This is a genomic window from Nocardia sp. NPDC057440 (genome assembly GCF_042802915.1).
Taxonomy (GTDB): Bacteria; Actinomycetota; Actinomycetes; order Mycobacteriales; family Mycobacteriaceae; genus Nocardia.
Genome location: NZ_JBHVDF010000009.1, coordinates 91,675 through 106,450, shown reverse-complemented (window position 1 = coordinate 106,450; position 14,776 = coordinate 91,675). Strand labels below are relative to the sequence as shown.

At 67.3% G+C, this 14,776-nt stretch carries 15 protein-coding genes; 4 read left to right on the top strand and 11 right to left on the bottom strand.

Annotated features, from left to right (window positions below):
* Positions 1 to 202: 202 nt before the first annotated feature.
* The 6 genes from ACFU4Z_RS20000 to dapE form a co-directional block, all read right to left on the bottom strand.
* On the bottom strand, positions 203 to 1,141 hold the full coding sequence (locus tag ACFU4Z_RS20000) for a glucosyl-3-phosphoglycerate synthase (RefSeq protein WP_379065035.1): 939 nt from the start codon (positions 1,139 to 1,141) through the stop codon (positions 203 to 205).
* The gene (folP, locus tag ACFU4Z_RS19995; protein WP_379065033.1) at positions 1,138 to 2,019 is read right to left on the bottom strand and encodes a dihydropteroate synthase; all 882 of its coding nucleotides are present in this window, start codon (positions 2,017 to 2,019) and stop codon (positions 1,138 to 1,140) included. The genes ACFU4Z_RS20000 and folP overlap by 4 nt, the downstream gene beginning before the upstream one ends.
* Positions 2,020 to 2,208: 189 nt before the next feature.
* A complete protein-coding gene (locus tag ACFU4Z_RS19990) occupies positions 2,209 to 3,975 on the bottom strand; it encodes a long-chain-acyl-CoA synthetase (protein ID WP_379065031.1) in 1,767 nt (588 codons plus the stop codon).
* A 3-nt stretch (positions 3,976 to 3,978) separates the two neighbouring features.
* Entirely contained in the window at positions 3,979 to 4,569 is a 591-nt protein-coding gene (locus ACFU4Z_RS19985; protein WP_379065029.1) for a TIGR00730 family Rossman fold protein, read from the bottom strand.
* Positions 4,566 to 5,300 (bottom strand): TIGR00730 family Rossman fold protein, encoded by a 735-nt coding sequence (locus tag ACFU4Z_RS19980; protein WP_379065395.1) that lies wholly within the window; start codon positions 5,298 to 5,300, stop codon positions 4,566 to 4,568. The genes ACFU4Z_RS19985 and ACFU4Z_RS19980 overlap by 4 nt, the downstream gene beginning before the upstream one ends.
* A gap of 137 nt (positions 5,301 to 5,437) precedes the next feature.
* Positions 5,438 to 6,538, bottom strand: coding sequence for a succinyl-diaminopimelate desuccinylase (dapE, locus tag ACFU4Z_RS19975; protein WP_379065026.1), 1,101 nt, complete (start codon positions 6,536 to 6,538; stop codon positions 5,438 to 5,440).
* A 184-nt stretch (positions 6,539 to 6,722) separates the two neighbouring features.
* Here dapE and dapD point away from each other — a divergent pair, with 184 nt between their 5' ends.
* Positions 6,723 to 7,670, top strand: a complete 948-nt coding sequence (dapD, locus tag ACFU4Z_RS19970; protein ID WP_379065024.1) for a 2,3,4,5-tetrahydropyridine-2,6-dicarboxylate N-succinyltransferase — start codon at positions 6,723 to 6,725, stop codon at positions 7,668 to 7,670.
* Positions 7,671 to 7,712: 42 nt separating this feature from the next.
* Here dapD and ACFU4Z_RS19965 read toward each other — a convergent pair whose 3' ends face one another.
* The 3 genes from ACFU4Z_RS19965 to ACFU4Z_RS19955 form a co-directional block, all read right to left on the bottom strand.
* The gene (locus tag ACFU4Z_RS19965) at positions 7,713 to 8,096 is read right to left on the bottom strand and encodes a PPOX class F420-dependent oxidoreductase (protein WP_379065022.1); all 384 of its coding nucleotides are present in this window, start codon (positions 8,094 to 8,096) and stop codon (positions 7,713 to 7,715) included.
* 101 nt (positions 8,097 to 8,197) lie between these two features.
* On the bottom strand, positions 8,198 to 8,548 hold the full coding sequence (locus ACFU4Z_RS19960) for a DUF2867 domain-containing protein (RefSeq protein ID WP_379065021.1): 351 nt from the start codon (positions 8,546 to 8,548) through the stop codon (positions 8,198 to 8,200).
* Positions 8,545 to 9,972, bottom strand: a complete 1,428-nt coding sequence (locus ACFU4Z_RS19955; RefSeq protein ID WP_379065019.1) for an acyl-CoA synthetase — start codon at positions 9,970 to 9,972, stop codon at positions 8,545 to 8,547. The genes ACFU4Z_RS19960 and ACFU4Z_RS19955 overlap by 4 nt, the downstream gene beginning before the upstream one ends.
* 157 nt (positions 9,973 to 10,129) lie before the next feature.
* On the opposite strand from ACFU4Z_RS19955, the gene ACFU4Z_RS19950 reads away from it, so the two are divergent.
* Positions 10,130 to 10,984 (top strand): oxygenase MpaB family protein, encoded by an 855-nt coding sequence (locus ACFU4Z_RS19950; protein WP_379065393.1) that lies wholly within the window; start codon positions 10,130 to 10,132, stop codon positions 10,982 to 10,984.
* A gap of 122 nt (positions 10,985 to 11,106) precedes the next feature.
* Here the strand turns inward: ACFU4Z_RS19950 and ACFU4Z_RS19945 are convergent, their stop codons facing one another.
* Positions 11,107 to 11,739, bottom strand: coding sequence for a TetR/AcrR family transcriptional regulator (locus ACFU4Z_RS19945; protein ID WP_379065018.1), 633 nt, complete (start codon positions 11,737 to 11,739; stop codon positions 11,107 to 11,109).
* A gap of 194 nt (positions 11,740 to 11,933) precedes the next feature.
* Here ACFU4Z_RS19945 and ACFU4Z_RS19940 point away from each other — a divergent pair, with 194 nt between their 5' ends.
* Complete coding sequence (locus ACFU4Z_RS19940; RefSeq protein WP_379065016.1) at positions 11,934 to 12,815, top strand: oxygenase MpaB family protein; 882 nt, start codon at positions 11,934 to 11,936, stop codon at positions 12,813 to 12,815.
* Between the two features lie 109 nt (positions 12,816 to 12,924).
* Complete coding sequence (locus ACFU4Z_RS19935; protein WP_379065013.1) at positions 12,925 to 13,794, top strand: oxygenase MpaB family protein; 870 nt, start codon at positions 12,925 to 12,927, stop codon at positions 13,792 to 13,794.
* Between the two features lie 27 nt (positions 13,795 to 13,821).
* Here the strand turns inward: ACFU4Z_RS19935 and ACFU4Z_RS19930 are convergent, their stop codons facing one another.
* A complete protein-coding gene (locus tag ACFU4Z_RS19930) occupies positions 13,822 to 14,772 on the bottom strand; it encodes a proline dehydrogenase family protein (RefSeq protein WP_379065391.1) in 951 nt (316 codons plus the stop codon).
* Positions 14,773 to 14,776 lie beyond the last annotated feature (4 nt).

The following is a 14,776-nucleotide window of genomic DNA, read 5'->3' as shown; positions in this document are numbered from 1 at the left end:
ACCGCTGAGCCGACCGGATCGGGAATGGTCGGTCAACAGCCGCGAGCGACCATCGCCATGCGGTGCCGTACCCGGCTTGGTCTTCCGCAGCCTGGACGGACAGGGACACAGCTCCCAGCGTGCGGACTGCGGAAGACCAAGCTGCCTGCCAGGTCAGCGACCTGACAGCAAACTCGAAAGGGCTTCTCGAGCCGACGAACGATCAGGCGGCCGCGCGAGCCGGGCGCAGGGTATTCATCGGCGGCCGATCGGCCAGCGACACCTCGGTGCTGTGCGCGGTGAAGGCATCGCCGACCAGCGGGAACTGGGTGAGCGCCGCGCCGGAATCCTGGACGCCGCTGCGACCGAGCACGGTGCCGAGAATCTGGCGGCTCATCACGCCGAGGTCCGCGAGCGGGCGATTGCGGTGGGTGCGCACGCCCAGGTTCACCTGACCGATCGCGGACATGCCGAGCTGGTCGTAGGTGTCGAGCAGCAACCCGATCTCGACGCCGTAGCCGGGGGCGAACGGCACCGATGTCAGCAGTTCCCGGGTGCCCGCGTATTCGCCGCCCAGCGGCTGCAGCACATCCGACAGCTCAGGGCGCAGCGCGGCCAGCAGCGGGCGGGCGACGAGTTCGGTGACCCGGCCGCCGCCGTGCGCGTCCACCGCGGCGCCCTGGCGCAGCGGCCTGCGGTAGTAGGCCTTGACCAGATGCATGTCCTCGACCGTCAGCAGTGGGCCGAGCAGCTTCGGCACGAAGGCCGGATCCGGGTCGATCAGATCGGAGTCGACGAAGGCGACCAGGTCACCGCTGGTCACAGCCAACGAGCGCCACAGCACCTCGCCCTTGCCCGGCAGCGGATCGAGTTCGGGAACGGCCTCTTCGCGGCTGATCACGTCGGCGCCCGCGACGCGTGCGCGTTCGGCGGTGGCGTCGGTCGACCCGGAGTCGAGCACCACCAGTTCGTCCACCAGCGTGCCGAGCAGGGGCCGGATACTGGCCACCACGTCGGCGACGGTGCGTTCTTCGTTCAGCGCGGGCAGCACCACGGAAACGGTGCGCCCGTTCTTGGCGGCGACGAGTTCGTCCACCGTCCACTCGGGTGTGTCCCAGGTATTGGTCGTCGCCCATGCGGGCTCGCGGTGTTGGATTTTCATACCAGACCTCGCAGGGTTCGTGCGGGGGGCCGGATGCCCTGGATCGCGGCGATCATGTCCACGACGCGCCGGGTCTCCGCGACCTCGTGTACTCGGAAGACTCGGGCGCCTGCCGCTGCCGACCATGCTGTTGCCGCCAATGTGCCCTCCAACCGTTCGGAAAGACCGACACCTAGAGTCTCCCCGATAAAATCCTTGTTGCTGAGCGCCATCAAGACTGGCCATCCGGTATTTACAAGAACGTCTATTCCCCGCAATAACTCGAGCCCGTGGTAAGTGTTCTTGCCGAAATCGTGGGTCGGATCGATCAGAATCGAATCCTTGCGCACCCCCGCCGCGACCGCATTCGCTGCGGCCGCGACCACGGTATCGGTCACTTCGGGCACCACATCTGCGTAGCGCACTCGATGCGGCCTGGTCCGCGGAATCGCGCCGCCGGTGTGGCTGCACACGATTCCGACACCCAATTCCGCAGCGATCCGCACCAGATCCGGGTCAGCGCCCGACCAGGTGTCGTTGATCAGATCAGCGCCCTCGCCGACCGCCGCGGCGGCCACCTCGGCCCGCCAGGTGTCGATGCTGATCAGTAACTCCGGATACTTCGCCCGGATCGCCGCGACGAACGGGACCACTCTCCTGGCTTCCTCGGCCGCGTCGACCAGCGTGCCTGGACCCGCTTTGACCCCGCCGATATCGACGAGGTCGGCACCCTCGTCGACCGCGCGCGCGACGGCGTCCATGGCGGCCTCGTCGGTGAACGTCGCGCCCTTGTCGTAGAACGAATCGGGCGTGCGATTGACGATCGCCATCACGAGCGCGCGATCTGTCGCCACCGGCTTGCCGCACAAAGTCGGGAGCGGCGCTACGGGGCTGAACATGCCCCCGACTGTAGCTAACCCACCTCGCTGTCCGCCTGACTGTCGGCTGCACAGCCCGTCGCCGGCGCGTATTCAGGCCTACGAGTCGAGCGGCACGGTCGAACTCAGGTCCTGCGCCGGGTACGGATCAGTTGTGGGCGTACCCGGTGAGTTACCCAGGTGCTGACGAAATCAGTTGTCGTGTTCAGCTCACTTCGGTGCGCGCCCCGCTGCCACGTCTGCGGCGTAATCGTCGTAGGCGGGCACGTAGCCCTCGGTACGACCGGCCAGGACGTACAGGGCGCTGCCGGCGTCGGGCTGGTAGCCCTGCTTGCGTAAGTCCACTTTGCGACTCTTGAAGGTGGAGGTCTGCTCGAGTTCGGGCACCACCCGGATGAACAGTGGCAGGGCATACCCGGGCAACTGCGCGTAGACCTGCTCGGCGAGCGCGCGCCCGTCGAATTCGGCGTCGGGGTACAGCGTCACCGCGCCCATGCCCGCTTTGCCGTCGGCGCCCGGAATATCTACGCCGTAGACAACGGCCTGCGAGATCGCGGCGGCCGCGGCAAGAGCCCCTTCGACTTCGGTGGTCGCGACGTTCTCGCCCTTCCAGCGGAAGGTGTCGCCGAGGCGGTCGACGAAGGCGATGTGATGCATGCCCTGATCGCGGACCAGGTCGCCGGTGTCGAACCAGACGTCGCCGTCTTTGAAGGCGTCGCGGACCAGCTTGGCCTCGGAGGCGTTCTTGTCGGTGTAACCGTCGGCCGGCGAGCGGTTGGTGACCTTGGCGAGCAGCAGTCCGACCCCGCCGGAGGGGACGCGTCGCAGCCGTCCGTCCTTGCCGCGCTCGGCTTTTCCGGTGGTGTCGTCGTATTCGACGATCGCGTACGGCAGCGGCCCGAAGCCCGCGGTCCTGTCCACTCCGAACGCATTGACGAAGGCGATGTTCACCTCGCTGGCGCCGTAGAACTCGACAATCCTGTCGATGCCGAAGCGGTTCGTGAATTCGTCCCACAGCTCCGGCCGCAGCCCGTTGCCGACGGCGAGCCGGATCTTGTGGCGGCGGTCGACCGGCTTCGCGGGTTGGTTGAGCAGATACCGGCACAGCTCACCGATGTAGATGAACGCGGTGGCCTTCTCCCGGATGGTCTCATCCCAGAACCCGGACCCGGAGAACTTCCTGCCGAGCGCGAACGTGCCCCCCGCGGCCAGCACCGACGACAGCGCGACGGTCAGCGCGTTGTTGTGGTACAGCGGCAAGCAGCAGTACAGAGTGTCGGTGCTGCGCAGGCGAATTCCTAGCCCGCCGAGTCCGGCCATGCTCTTGGTCCAGCGCAGGTGTGTCATCACACTGGCCTTCGGCAACCCGGTGGTGCCGGAGGTGAAGATCAGGAAAGCCCGCTCCTTCGCGGTGACCTGCGCGCAGCTGGGCGGATCGCTCGCATCGGCGGTCTCCGCGGCGGCGTGCAGTTCGTGCGCGTCGAGCACATCGGCGAGTGGCTCCGGCAGCGAGTCCAGGGCCGCCGCGCATTCCGCGCCGACAACATTCAGCACGCTGTCGAGCAGGCCGAAACTGTGGGCGAGCACTGTGTCGCGCTGATGGTGGTTGAGCAGTCCGACGGTCGCGCCCAGCTTCACCGTCGCCAGCACCACGAACAGGGTTTCCGGCCGGTTGGTCATCAGCACGCCGACCACGTCGCCGCGCCGGACACCACGCTGGGCGAGCACGTTCGCGTACCTGTTCACCTGTGCGTTGGCATCGCCGTAGCTGAAGGTCTTGCCCTCGAATCGCAGGAAAGGGCGGTCGGGATGACGGTGCGCGTTGCGCTGGAAGTACAGCCCGACGGAGGATTTGTCGCCGGGCCGGACCAGCATGCCCATCGCGCCGCGGAGCATGGAGGGAGCGTCGACGGCCAGGCTCGGCAGCCGTTTCGCCACATCGAACAAGCTGACAGTCGGGCGGGCTTCGGTGCTCACGCGTCAATTCTCCTTGTCGTGGGTGGCACTGTCGTCCAGTGCCGCAAGGGGTTCCAGCGCTGCGAAGGCCGACCGCAGATCGGTGGCCACGGTGATCCGGTCCCTGGCGAACTGGGACACGAACTTTCGGTCGTACAACTCGTCGAGCCAGCGGAACAGACCCGTGTAGAAGCCGTCCTGGTCGAGGATGACCACGGGCTTGTCGTGCTGCCCGAGATAGCCACCGGTCCAGGTCTCGAAGAATTCCTCCAGCGTGCCGATACCGCCGGGCAGCGTGAGGAAAGCGTCGGCACGATCTTCCATGACCTGCTTACGCTGACGCATGGTGTCGGTGACGACGAGTTCGTCGGCGTCGACATCGGCGACTTCCTTGTGCACCAAGTGTTTCGGGATCACGCCGACCGTATTCGCGCCACCGGCACGCGCCGCGGTAGCGACCGCGCCCATCATCGAGACGTGCCCGCCGCCGGAAACCAATTGCCAACCGCGCCTGGCGATCTCGGTACCGACCCGGGCGGCGAGCCCGATGTGGGCCGGGTCGGCGGTGCTGGCCGAGCAGTAGACGCAGATGGAGTACCCCGCAGCCGCGCTCACCACTGATCCTCCGTCCCGACCGCATCCAGGTTCCCGCCGTTCTCGGCAGCGGCGAGGACGATCGCGCAGACCTCCTCGACGCTGTCGGTGACATGAAGCAGCCCGAGATCACCCGGCGATATCTTGCCCGAGCCGCCTAGTGAATCGCGGAGCCAATCCACCAGCCCCGCCCAGTATTTGGTGCCGAACAGGATGATCGGGAAGCGGGTGATCTTGCGGGTCTGCACCAGGGTGAGCGCCTCGAACAGCTCGTCGAGAGTGCCGAATCCGCCTGGCAGGCAAACGAAAGCCTGCGAGTACTTCACGAACATGGTCTTGCGAGCGAAGAAGTACCGGAAGTTGATCCCCAGGTCGACCCACTCGTTGAGGCTCTGCTCGAACGGCAGCTCGATACCGAGGCCGATCGAATAACCGCCTGCCTCCGATGCGCCGCGATTGGCCGCCTCCATCACGCCGGGACCGCCGCCGGTGATCACCGCGAAACCGGCCTGCGCGAGCGCGCCGCCGATGGCGCGCGCGGCCTTGTACTCCGGGTGGCCGGCATGGGTGCGCGCGGAGCCGAAAACCGTCACGGCGCGCGGCACCTCGGCGAGTGCGCCGAAGCCCTCGACGAATTCGGCCTGGATGCGCAGCACCCGCCACGGGTCGGCGCGCACCCAGTCGCTGGGCCCGTGCTGATCCAGCAGATTCTGGTCGGCGGTGCCGCCCGGTTTGCGATCGCGGCGAAACATGATCGGTCCGCGGTACTTGGGTGTCGATTTCGGCGTGCTTGCAACCTCGTTATCGGCGGCTTCGGTGGACATGGCGCCCACGGTACCGGGCCGGGGCGAAGCGCAGGGTTGCACCGCCGTCCCGTATCGAATCTCGATCAGACCGCACCGGTCAGGTAGCCGCGGAGCATGGCGGCGACCGCCGTGATCTGCGCGACGGGGACGTGTTCGTCGCGCTTGTGGGCAAGGTTCGGATCGCCGGGGCCGAAGTTCACGGCCGGGATGCCCCGGGCGGCGAAGCGGGAGACGTCGGTCCAGCCGTATTTGGCGCGCACGCCGCCGCCACCATGGGAGTTCACCGAGGCGATGAGGTCCGCGGCCGCGGGGGCGGTGAGGCCGGGCAGTGCACCGGCCGCGGAATCGGTCACCTCGAAGGCCAGATCGAGCCCGGCGAAGACCTCGCGGACATGGTCGGCGGCCTGCTCGACCGAACGGTCGGGGGCGAAGCGGAAGTTCACGTCCACCTCGGCGGCATCGGGGACGACATTGCCCGCGACGCCGCCGCCGACGCGCACCGCGGACAGGCCCTCGCGATAGACACAGCCATCGATATCGACCTCGCGCGCCTTGTAGTCGGCGAGGCGCTGCAGAACCGGTGCGAGTCGATGAATGGCATTGTCGCCGAGCCACGCTCGCGCCGAATGCGCCCGCACGCCCGCCGTGGTGAGCCGAACACGCAGCGTGCCTTGGCAACCGGCCTCGATCCAGCCGCCGGAAGGTTCGCCGAGAATCGCCATATCGCCGTCGAGCCAGTGCGGGAGCTCGCGTTCGATGCGACCGAGTCCGTTGAATTCGGCCGAGATCTCCTCGCAGTCGTAGAAGATCAGGGTCAGGTCGTGCACCGGTTCGGCGACAGTGGCCGCCAGGTGCAGGAACACCGCGTCACCGGACTTCATGTCGACGGTGCCACAGCCGTGCAGCACCTGCTGCCCGGCCCCGTCGACCTCGAACCGGCTCGGCACGTTGTCGGCGATGGGCACGGTGTCCAGGTGCCCGGCCAGGATCACTCTGGTCGGCAGGCCACGATCGGTACGGGCGAGCACCACGTTGCCGCGGCGCAGCACCTCGAATCCCACGGTCTGCTCGCGCAGCGCCCCTTCGACGATGTCGGCGATCCTCGCCTCGTCGCGGGACACACTCTCGATATCGACGAGAGCGGCAGTGAGCTGGATCGGGTCGGCGCGCAGATCGAGGGTCACCGCCTCAGCCTAGGTCCGCGCGCATCTCGATCGGCACAACGGGCACCCGGCCCTCGACCACGCGCCCGGCTCGCGGCGGCGAACGCCCGCCGATCGGTCACCCGGACGGCAGGGCAGCATCGTGCGCTCGACGTCACAGACGTGCGGTCCTGCCGAAGGACCGCGGTCGGTATTCTCTCTTGACGTGAGCATTCAGGGAGCAATAGCAGTCGGTATCGCCACTGTGACCGCGGACGGAACCGTCCTGGACACCTGGTACCCGAACCCCCGACTGGGCGAGTTCGCCGAGACCGGCACCAAGCGGCTGGACCAGGCTCCCGATGAGCTCGCGGCGCTCGTCGGCTTCGACGACGCCCGCGGCGTCGAAGTGATCGCGGTGCAGACCACGATCGCCGATCTCGCCGCGGCCCCGGTCGACGCGCACGACGTCTACCTGCGCCTGCACCTGCTCTCGCACCGCCTGGTTCGCCCGCACGGGCTGAACCTGGACGGTCAGTTCGGTCTGCTGAGCAATGTGGTGTGGACCAACCACGGCCCCGCGGCGGTGGAGGGCTTCGAGCTGACCCGCGCCAAGCTGCGCGCCCGTGGGCCCGTCACCGTCTACAGCGTCGACAAGTTCCCGCGGATGGTGGATTACGTGCTGCCCTCCGGCATCCGCATCGGCGATGCCGACCGGGTCCGCCTCGGCGCGCATCTGGCCTCGGGCACCACCGTCATGCACGAGGGCTTCGTGAACTTCAACGCGGGCACCCTCGGCACCTCGATGGTCGAGGGTCGCATTTCCGCGGGCGTCGTCGTCGGCGACGGGTCCGATGTCGGCGGCGGCGCCTCCATCATGGGCACCCTCTCCGGTGGCGGCACCACCGTCATCTCCGTCGGCGAGCGTTCGCTGCTTGGCGCGAACGCCGGCCTCGGCATCCCGCTCGGCGACGACTGCGTGCTGGAAGCGGGCCTGTACCTCACCGCGGGCACCAAGGTCGCCACCCCCGACGGCACCGTCGTCAAGGCGTCGGAGCTGGCGGGCCAGGACAACCTGTTGTTCCGCCGCAACTCCCTGACCGGTGCCGTCGAAGTGGTGGCCCGCAAGGGAACCGGCATCGAGCTCAACGCCGCGCTGCACGCCAACGACTGATCGCGCGGGCCGCACGCGTGTCTCCACACGCGTGCGGCTGCCTCAGTTCTCCGCCTGCCCGATGCCGAACGCGATGATCCGACTCGGGTGGATACGGATCAGTTCGCCGATCTCACCATTGATGTAGCTCTCGACACCGGTCAGAGCCTCCGCGGTGCCGCGGATTTCGAGGCACCGCACCCGCCAGGGCTGCACCGAGGCGACATCGTCGACCACGAAGGCGACCCGATCGTTGTCGGCGAGGTTACGAAACTTCTTCGAGCCGCCCATATTCCAGCCGCCGATGTCGATCGTGCCGAGTTCGGCGTTATAGCGGAAGCCGACGGGGCTGTTCTGCGGCGATCCGTCCGGACGCACCGTCGCCAAACGGCCGAGCCGCTGCGTGTTCAGATATTCGAGCTGTTCAGGGGTCAGAGTTGCGGTCATGCCGCGACAGTAAGACCTCGACCTAAGTAGAGGTCAATACCGACATCCCCCGGTTCAGCGCTCGGTCCAGCGGCCGCGCCGAACATGCCCGTCGGTACGGCTCATTCCGCGATCCGCGGCCGCCATTGCCGCCCGATGTCCCGCAGCAGCGGCGGGTATACGAGCAGACGCCGCAGCGGCGAGATGCCGACCATATAGACCTTTCCGAGCAATCCGTTCGGCTTGACCAGTGCCGTCGTCTGGGCGTAGTACCCACCGTCGGCATGCGGCTGCTGGCCGGCACCGGCTGCGCGAGGCCGGACTGCAACTGCCCTTCCGCCCGGCCGCCGAGGTGGCCGCGCAGACCGGGTTCGCCGATCAGCCGCACCTGATCCGCACCATGGTGGCGCTGTGCGGCCGCACGCCTGGGTCGTCGGACGCCGATCGGCCTGAGGACCGCCGACGGCGCTCACCCGAGGAGTTTCTTCTGCACCTTGCCCATGGCATTGCGCGGGAGCGACGCCACCACCCGGACCTCGCGTGGCCGCTTGTGCACCGAGAGCTGCTCTGCCACGTGCTCGATGAGCGCCTTCTCGATGGAATCCGTTGCCGCGCTCCGCAGTACGACATAGGCGACGATGCGCTGACCGAGGTCGGCGTCGGGAATTCCGACGACGGCGACCTCCGCGACCTCGGGATGCCCGAGCAGCGCGGTCTCCACTTCGCCCGCGCCGATGCGGTAGCCGCCGGACTTGATCAGATCGACCGATTCCCGGCCGACGATGCGGTGGAAGTCGTCGGCGTCGATGGCCGCGACATCGCCGGTCTTGAACCAGCCGTCGCCGGTCCAGCATTCGGCCGTCGCCTCGGGCCGGTCGAGGTAGCCGTCGAAGACCATCGGCCCCTGCACCTGGAGCCCGCCGATGCTTTCGCCGTCGTGCGGGACGGGTGCACCCGATTCGTCGCGGATCCGGGTTCGCACACCCGCGACCGGGACGCCGACCCAACCCGGTCGTCGCTCGCCGTCGGCGCGCGTGGACAGCGTGATCATCGTTTCGCTCATACCATAACGTTCGATCGGTGCGTGGCCGGTGAGCTCGCGCAGCCGCTCGAACACCGGCACCGGCAGCGGCGCACTGCCGGAGACGAGCAGGCGAGCCTTCGCCAATTCCCTTGCCGCATCAGGATCCTCGGCGATGCGCGACCACACTGTCGGCACACCGAAGTACAGCGTGCCCGGCGCGTCCGCGTAGGCCCGCGGGGTCGGCTTGCCGGTGTGGATCAGCGGGCTGCCCACGCGCAGTGGGCCCAGCACGCCGAGTATCAGTCCGTGCACGTGGAACAGCGGAAGCCCGTGCACCAGAACGTCGTTCGCGGTCCACGCCCAGGCGTCGGCGAGGGCGTCGAGCCCGGCCGCGATGGCGGCGCGGCTGAGCACAACGCCCTTGGGCAGGCCGGTGGTCCCTGAGGTGTAGAGCACGAATGCCGCTGCGGCAGGATCGGGTTCGGGGTAGGTGTGCCACGAGCGGGCGTGCACGCGGACCGGCACCACCGGCAGCATCGTCCCCGCAGGCGCCTCCCCCAGCCACGCCTGGGCTCCCGAATCGTTCAGAATGTGCTCGAGCTCGGCGATCCCGGAGTCCGGCGGCACTGGAACGACGGTGACCCCGGCGATGAGGCAGCCGACCACGGCGAGCACCGTGCCGACGGTCGGCCTGGCGAGCACCGCGACTCGCTCCGCACGAGCGATACGTTCGGCCACCGAGGTCGCCGCACCGAGTAGGTCGCTGCGCGACAGCGTCGCGCCGTCGATGGTGACCGCATCGGGGATGTCCTCCCCGGCGGCGACCGCGAGCGGATTCAGGGACCGAAGCAGCAGAGGCGCACCGAACGACATTCGCTCACGCTACTTCGGCGGCGCGCGAACCTCTCGCACCGCCCGGCGTGGCCGCGCCGATCACAGCTCGATGAACCTGTGGGCGGCTGTTGACACGCCCATGAGGCAGTGAGAACGTTGATACATATCCTTCTCAGCAACGAGAACGGGGTCGATGATGACCAGCCCGCCCGGCGCACCCACCCACACGTCGACGCCGCCCGAGGAGTTCGACATCGGGCAGTACCTCGACGGGTCCGCGGCGTTCTTCGGCGCCGCCGCGAACGTCATCATGCAGCTCAGCACGCGACCGGTGGGCTATGGCGTAATCGAGAGCACCGTCGACAGCGGCAAGATCATGCTGCACCCGATCAAACGGACGAGGACCACGCTCACCTACCTCGCCGTCGCCATGCTCGGCGATAACGACGATCGCGCGGCCTATCGCGAAGCCATCAACCGCTCACACACACCGGTGCGATCGACCGCGAACAGCCCGGTGAAGTACAACGCCTTCGATCCGGAGCTGCAGTTGTGGGTGGCCGCCTGCCTGTATTGGGGGGCTCGCGACCTCTACGAGCGCATGCACGGCCCGATGGAAGACACCGCCGCCGACGCGTTCTATCGGCACGCCGAACGCCTGGGTAGCACCTTGCAGATGCGTTCGGACATGTGGCCCGCTGACCGGACCGCGTTCGATTCCTACTGGACCGAGAATCTGGCGAAGACGACCATCGATCCCCCGATCCGCGAATACTTCTGGGACATTGTCGATCTGAAGATGTTCCCGCGCCCGGTGCGGCTGACCTTCGGCCGACTGCACCGCTGGGTGACGGCCGGACTGCTGCCCCCACATCTGCGCGATGAAATGGGCATGACCTGGAGCGAGCACGACGACATAGCGCTGGCCAGGTTGCTGCGCACGGTCGGCGCCATCGAAAGCCGAATGCCGAAGCAGATCAAGATTTTTCCGGTGAACGCATTCCTGTGGGACATGCGCATCCGGCGACGGCTCGGCGTGCGCCTGGCCTGAGTCCCGGGTGACCGGACGATCTAGGCGGCTGCCTCGCCTTCGCTCGGCCCGGCGCGGCTGCGGCTGCCTCGCCTTCGCTCGGCCCGGCGCGGCTGTCGGCGGACTCCGTCCGAGGAGTGCCATCAGGCGACACGGAACGAGACGACGATGTGGTCGCGCGCGAACTTCCGCGCCGCCACATCGTCACCCAGCGGAATGACCGTCTGCGGCGTGAGCGCCAGCGAAACCGCCGTCCGCGCAATCATTTCGGCGAGCGGTTCCGGGTCGTAGTCGGGCAGCTTGCCTTCGCCCTGGAGCCGGGTGATGAATTCGGCGAGATAGTCGCGACCCATTTCGATGACGGGAGCACCCTTGACCGTAAGGTACGGCAGCACGATCTCCGGCTCGGTCTTCAGCAGCCGATCCAGTAATTTGTTGCCGCGCAATCCGTTCAGGAAGGCGACGAACAGCTCGACAATCTGATCCTCGGCGCTCGCGTCCCGATCGACCTGCCGCTGCAGGGTGGCGTCCACCTCGTCGATGAACTGACGCGCTTGGCGCAACCCGACCGCTTGGATGAGATCGGACTTGCTGGCGAAACGCCGATAGAGGGTCGCGAGCGAGAGCCCGCACCGCCGGGCCACCTCGACCATGCTGGTGCGCTTGATGCCGAAATCCAGGAACGCCAGCAGGGCGGCGTCGAGCACCCGCGCCTGATTGCGATCCTCGGGGCCGGTACTGCGCACCAACGCCAACAGTCTGGTCAGCCTCGCCATGTCCCCACCCTATCCACGTCGGTGAAACGATGACACCACCAGCATTGCATGCCATCATCGGCAATTGGGTACTAACTCGTCATCGCGCGCGGGCAGTCATCGACACTACGTCGAGACAATGAGAATTTTCAGGCGAATCTTCTCACCCGTTCGCTTGCATCAGTGCGGATGGACACAGAAAGACGAGGTCAACGATGACCGCCCCCTCGCGCAGCGACGACCACGAGTCGGATCCGGACCGCGCCCGATCGCCGGTTCCGTCATTCACTCCAGAGACCATCGGCGCACACCTGGACGGCATCGCCGCTTTTCTCGGCGGGACCGCCAACGTGATCATGCAGCTGAGCCTGCGCCCCGTCGGGCGCGGGGTGCTGGAGAGCACGGTCGACAGCGGCAAGATCACGCTGCACCCGATCAAACGCCTGCGCACCACCCTGAGCTATCTCGCCGTCGCGCTCATGGGCACCGACGAGGAACGCGCACGCTATCGGGCCGCGATCAACGAATCGCATCGGCCGGTCCGGTCGAGCGCGTCGAGCCCGGTGGAATACAACGCCTTCGACCCGACGCTGCAACTCTGGGTGGCCGCCAGCCTGTACTGGGGCATCGACGATCTCTACACGCGCATGCGCGGGCCGATGGATCCCGATGCCGCCGAAGCGTTCTATCACTACTGCGCCCGCCTCGGCACCACGCTGCAGATGCGACCGGAGACATGGCCGGCCAACCGCGCGGCGTTCCAGGCGTACTGGGACGAGAACCTGGCCGCCCGATCGATCGAGCCCGAGCTGCGCGACTACTTCAACGACCTGATCGATCTGAAGATGATGCCGCGACCGGTTCAGCGCACCTTCGCCGGACTGCAGCGTTTCTTCGTCGCGGGCCTGCTGCCGCAGCACCTGCGCGACGAAATGCACCTGACCTGGTCCGACTCCGATCAGCGCCGATTCGACCGACTGCTGCGGAGGATCTCGGCGGTGCAGACCCGGCTACCGAAGCAGGCACGGCTGTTCCCACTGAACATCTACCTCTACGACCTGCGCAGGCGCATGCGCCGAGGCCGACCGCTGGTGTGAGATCACCCGGACTACCGATTGACACTCGCCGCGAGTCGATGAGAAGGTGAGCAATCCAAACTCTCACCATTCAACCATCGCATCGCGATCAGGAAAGACGAGGCCAACGATGACCGCGCCCCTTCGCGCAACGACGCCCGAACCGGCACTGCGCTGCCGTTACGGCACGGCCGACGACTTCGCCATCGACGAGATGTGGAGCGGCGTCGCGGCCTTCCTCGGGGGCACCGCCAACGTCATCATGCAGCTGAGCCTGACGCCCGTCGCGTACGGCGTCATGGACAGCACAGTCGAGACCGGCCGGGTCGATCTGCACCCGTGGAAGCGGCTGCGCACCACGCTCACCTACCTGGCGGTCGCGATGATGGGCACCGAGGAAGACCGCGCGGTCTACCGGGAGGCCGTCAACCAGTCGCACCGCCCGATCCACTCCGAGCCGGGCGCGGCGGTCAAATACAACGCCTTCGACCCGAAACTGCAGCTGTGGGTGGCCGCCTGCCTGTACTGGGGCGTCGTCGATCTCGAGGAACGACTGCACGGCCCGATGGACGAGGACACCGCGGAGGTGTTCTACCACTACGCCGCCCGATTCGGCACCACGCTGCAGATGCGCGGGGAAATGTGGCCCGCCGACCGAAAGGCGTTCGCGGAGTACTGGAACACCAATCTGGCGACCAAGACCATCGACGCGCGCACCCGCGCCTATTTCGACCATCTCATCGATCTGAAGATGGCCTCCCGGCCGCTGCGGATCTTCGCACCGTTCCAGCGGTTCGTGGTCACCGCCCTGCTGCCACCGCAGCTGCGCGACCAGATGCAGATGACCTGGACCGCAAGGCACAACCGACTCGCGGTCGTGCTGCTACGCGCCATCGGGGCCGTACACGGGCGACTTCCGAAGCGGGCCAGGCTCTTTCCGATGAATGCCTTTCTCTACGACATGCGCAGGCGGCACCGTCTCGGTAAGCCGCTGCTCTGATCGATCTCCCGCCACCCGCGCACTGCGTCAGGAATCGCCGGCCAGCGCGCGGAGGAAGAACGCCAGGTTCGCCGGACGCTCGGCGAGCCGGCGGGTGAGATAGCCGTACCACTGGTCGCCGTAGGGCACATACACCCGCATCGCGGCGCCCGCGGCAGTCAACCGCCGCTGCTCGGCGTCGCGAATTCCGTACAGCATCTGATGCTCGAAACGGTCCGCACCCCGACCAGTTTCGGCGGAAAACCGCTGGGCAGCGGTGATCAGCACCGGATCGTGTGAAGCCACCATCGGGTAGCCGTCACCGCGCATCAAGGTGTCGAGGCAGCGCAGGTAGGAGTCGGTGACCTCGGACGCCCGCTGGAAGGCGACGGCACGCGGTTCACGATAAGCGCCCTTGCACAGCCGGATTCGCGCCTGGGCACCCCACAGCTCCCGGCAGTCCGCCTCGGTGCGATACAAATAGGCCTGCAATACCGCACCGAGCCAGGGGAATTCGGCACGCACGGCATGTACCGCCGCCAAGGTCGCATCGGTGGTGGTGTGGTCCTCGGCGTCGACGGTGACCCACACTCCCGCCTGCGCGGCCTTGGCGCACAGGACGCGCAGGTTCTCGGTGGCGGTCGCGGGTCCGTCGTCCGGCAACGCCTGACCGAGCGCGGACAGTTTCACCGACACCTCGATCCGTGCGGCCGCGCCGCTCGGGCCGCCGTCCAAGACCGCCAGATCATTGATCAACGAAAGATATTCCGCGAGTGTGGCATCCGCCTGAGCACCGTCGGTGGTGTTCTCACCGAGGAAATCGACACTGATCATCCGGCCACTGCCCAGTAGTCCCCGCACCACCGGGATCAGCTCGTCGCGGGTTTCGCCTGCCACGAACCGCCGCACGATATTCGCCGTGACGGGAATCCCGGTGAGCATGCGCTTCATCCGTGGCGACCCCGCCGCGGCGAGAATGGCAGGCCGCAGCGGATTCATCACG

What these genes read in the sequence shown, in the direction of transcription:
- ACFU4Z_RS19935 (WP_379065013.1), top strand. Translation starts at nt 12,925, where the DNA reads ATGACCGCGCCCCTTCGCGCAACGACGCCCGAACCGGCACTGCGCTGC.
- ACFU4Z_RS20000 (WP_379065035.1), bottom strand. Translation starts at nt 1,141, where the DNA reads ATGAAAATCCAACACCGCGAGCCCGCATGGGCGACGACCAATACCTGG.
- ACFU4Z_RS19940 (WP_379065016.1), top strand. Translation starts at nt 11,934, where the DNA reads ATGACCGCCCCCTCGCGCAGCGACGACCACGAGTCGGATCCGGACCGC.
- ACFU4Z_RS19980 (WP_379065395.1), bottom strand. Translation starts at nt 5,300, where the DNA reads ATGTTTCGCCGCGATCGCAAACCGGGCGGCACCGCCGACCAGAATCTG.
- ACFU4Z_RS19955 (WP_379065019.1), bottom strand. Translation starts at nt 9,972, where the DNA reads ATGTCGTTCGGTGCGCCTCTGCTGCTTCGGTCCCTGAATCCGCTCGCG.
- ACFU4Z_RS19965 (WP_379065022.1), bottom strand. Translation starts at nt 8,096, where the DNA reads ATGACCGCAACTCTGACCCCTGAACAGCTCGAATATCTGAACACGCAG.
- ACFU4Z_RS19950 (WP_379065393.1), top strand. Translation starts at nt 10,130, where the DNA reads ATGACCAGCCCGCCCGGCGCACCCACCCACACGTCGACGCCGCCCGAG.
- folP (WP_379065033.1), bottom strand. Translation starts at nt 2,019, where the DNA reads ATGTTCAGCCCCGTAGCGCCGCTCCCGACTTTGTGCGGCAAGCCGGTG.
- ACFU4Z_RS19930 (WP_379065391.1), bottom strand. Translation starts at nt 14,772, where the DNA reads ATGAATCCGCTGCGGCCTGCCATTCTCGCCGCGGCGGGGTCGCCACGG.
- ACFU4Z_RS19945 (WP_379065018.1), bottom strand. Translation starts at nt 11,739, where the DNA reads ATGGCGAGGCTGACCAGACTGTTGGCGTTGGTGCGCAGTACCGGCCCC.